Here is a 3,463-nt window from a genome sequence, read left to right as displayed (position 1 = left end):
TGACGTCCCTGAGGCTCGTCGTGGCCTCGCCATAAGCGTCTTGGAGGCCAGCTTTCGCCTCGCCGATCGCCTCTTGCGCCAAGCCCCCAGTTGGGTCAAGAATGCCGGTGGGATCTCCAACGAGGGACACTTCGTCAAGGTCGCACAAGAGGTTGCAAGTCCACGCTCTCTTCTCGATTGCGGACTTGGTGAACGACTCGGAGAGGACACCGCCGTTCACGTTGTACACGTACTGGAGGGCGTCCGTCATCTTCTTGCTTGGCGTGCTCGTCGTCCAGTTCTTGAATGGCACCTGCGTTGTGACGTGTTTGGGCTTGAGGGCTACGACCGCGTCCGTGATGCATGTGTTCTCGGACGCTTTGTACATGAAGCCGCTCGCGGCGGGAACGAGTCTCGCGCCCTTGATGAAGTTGAGTGGCGGGGCGACGGGGTAGCCTGGCGCGACCGACTCCGCGCACCAGCTGAACGTCTGAGAGGTGGGGTAAGACCGCAATAGGTCGCTCGGCGTGGGATCGTAGGATTGGGACCCCATGCTGAAGTTCACGCTCAAGTCCCCAAGATGCTGATCTGGGGCGGCGTAGAGCATGTTCCACTCCTCCACGTTGGCCCTCGTCCTGATTGGCAAGCTCACGTTGAACTCGTGCGAGTCGCGGCCCCCCTCGTTGGCGAGGCCTACGTACGTCGTGAGTTGGATGCTTACGTTTCGCAGCACGAGCTTCTCCTCCAAGGCCAAGTTCTGGCTTTGGGGAATCGTGGGGAAATAGACGATGAGGGCGTACAGCGTGCTCGCCGGGTTGTCCTTGGTGTCCATTTCGTGCGCGCGCGAATAATTGTAGAACGAGTCGGGCCGCACGGTCACGAGGCCTCGCGCGCACGCTTGACAACCCGCCACGGGCGTGCCGCCCCTGCCTGCCTTCTCTTCGATGCCAACCGGAAGCCCGATCGCGTCCACGCGCAAGTAGGGCGAGTCGCCTCCGAGTGCCTCGATGGCTTGTTGGAGCGTGCTCGTCACACGCGTGGCCGCGCTCTCGACGAGGCCCAACTGTTGTTCGGCTTGCGGGTCCTTGTTGGCCCATTGGCTCGTGTCCCCCACGTTCCAATCGGACACGTCCGCCGCGCTTCCCCACGTGACCTTGTCGATCGCCGTCACGTCCGAGACGTTGAGCGTGGCCAACGCGCCCACGATCGTCTCGGCGATGAGCGGGCTCGTCGTGGTGACGAGGAGGAGGCCCGTGTTCTTGGCGAGGATCTCCGCGTCAATGCGGTACTGGATGAACTCTTGGGTGGGAACTGGCGTGCTGTATGCGAGGACGCCTAGGGCGAGGCTGGTGCCGGATGCGTTCATGAGGATGGCGTCCGTCGTGCGGTTCCACGACTCGTTCAAACCCATCAGCGAGACCGCGGTAGCGGTTTGGAGGATGCCGCGCGAGACGGCAGGGCCAGTGATGGTGTTGTTCCACTCCTGTTCTGGATGTTGGTGGAGTTGTTCGAGGAGGGCGTTTGTGAATTGGACGCTATCGACGCCGGCTGGACCGTAGAGGTTGGGACGGTGGACCTCGTTCGCGATGGCTTCGCAGTCCCTGATGTAGGGTGCCGTGACGCTGGCGCGGAGAGCTTCGAGCTCGCAAACGGCGGAAGCGTTGATCTGGATCATGCTGGTGGGGCCTTCGGCGCTGAGGTTGAGGCCCTCGGGAGTGAGGGTGCCGTTGGGAAGCCAACCCTCGCGCAAGCGATCACGAATGCCCGCGATGCCGAGCGTTCGGCCACTCATGATCGCAGCCGCCTGCTCAGACTTGCTCAGAATCGGGTTTGCCGCAAAGCGCTGAAGCAGATCCTTGTCAGTCTGATTCACTGGCATGTCCTTCACTTTCTGGAGTTGTGTGGTGGGGTCTCCGACTGTGGGTCGTGCGTCGAGGCTCCAGTGGTACCAGTCGAGGCCACTGATCTTGTCGGTCGCGTGGTGGAGGATTCCTTGGACTTGGGTTCGGTTCTCCGTCGTCTCTCGGGGCGGGGGCGTGAGGGTGATGGTGCCGTTGACGAGGCCCGCGATGCGGTCCAGGACGGCGCGGATGTCGTTCTTGAGTTCCTGGTCCGTCTTGGTGGAGAGTGGGTTGGTTTCCCTGGTGGGGCCCAGGAGTTTGTCCTCCGTGAAGCCCATGCTTGCGGGGTCTTGGGCGAGAACGCGTGCGCTGCTGTGCACGAAGGGCACGAGCACGCGCGTGCTCGCGCCTTGGCTGAGGAGCGCTTGGAGGAGGCTTTCGAGGCTCACTTGGACGGCGTCGTAGTTCCCTTTGTCCAAGCACGAGGCGATCGCAGCGTCATGCGTGCATTCTTCTCGCGCTCGCGCGGCGAGCTTGGCGAATTCGCCACACGCCACTTCGTGCTCCTTGGGAAGCGTGACGTAGGGCAAGCCCAGCATGCACTCGGCAAACTGGACGAGTTCGCGCGAGGCTTCCAACGAGTCGTGGGGAATGAGGGGTGCGTCACAGCCTGGGTACGATAGTGGCGTGTGGGTCTTGCTGGCCAAGTCGCGCAGGACTTCGCAGGCCACTCCCAACAGGTCGGGACCATTGAGTGCCAAGTCGAACTGGTGGTATGGACCAAGCCGTCCACCGTCGATCTCGAAGAAGGGCAAATAGTCGCATGCGTCCGTTCCGAGGCAGCTTGCGGGCACGTCTGGCATGGGCGGCGCGTCCTCGTTCGTCGTATTCACGTTGTCAGCGCTGACGTGGACGGGGAAGTTGTTGATGGCGCGCCGGGCGTTGCGGTTGATGGTCTCGTCCACGTCGAAGAGGGGGCCTTCGAGGCCGCCTTGGCCAGGCGAAGCGTAGTCGTATTCGTGGTTCAGGTTGCTCAGGATGGGGTAGGGGTAGGGCTCGTAGAGCTCGTACGAGCCACTAAAGAGGTTGGGGAACGTCGTGTTGCCAGATTGGTTCGTGGCGTCGTGCTGGTGGTCGAGGCGGCTCACGAGACTCTGGATGACGTTCGTCAACTGGGGACTCGCCACGCTTGAAGCAATACTCGTTGCGTTGGTGAGGGCTTCGAGTTCGCCCTTGCGCGTCTGGAGATCAGTCTGGATGCGGGCAAACTGGTCGCCCAATGCGCCAATTGGCGGCGCATTGGCTTGACCGAGGATGCCACCGATCTGGTCTTTCAGAGTCTGGATGATCGCGAGTTGGGCCGTGATGGCATCCAGCTCGCTTTGCACGCGGGACACGTTCGCGACGAGGGGCACGAGGGTACCGTTCTGTGACTCGGTCACGTCAATACTGATGTTTCGGAAGATCGAAACGTTGGGCGTGTGGAGGATGACGGTGGCGTTCGTGATTGGGCTCATGTCGCGGTAGGCAAAGTCGAGGTGGAGTGTCGGGTTGTTCCACAAGAAGCTGGGGAGCGGGATCGTGACGTTGCGCTTGACGATGAGGTCGCCCGTGAGCGGATTGTAAGTGCTGACGTTGCGGCT

1 protein-coding gene is annotated in these 3,463 nt (G+C 62.0%); it reads right to left on the bottom strand.

Features of this window, described 5'->3' with window-relative positions; translation table 11 throughout:
• Positions 1 to 3,463 (bottom strand): hypothetical protein (locus WDA27_14870; GenBank protein MFA5892205.1); only part of this gene is annotated, 3,463 nt, incomplete at both ends.

The sequence above is a fragment of the Actinomycetota bacterium genome (assembly GCA_041658565.1).
Taxonomy (GTDB): Bacteria; Actinomycetota; AC-67; order AC-67; family AC-67; genus JBAZZY01.
Note: the sequence above shows the minus strand (reverse complement) of the source record. Positions and strands in the feature narration are given on the sequence as shown.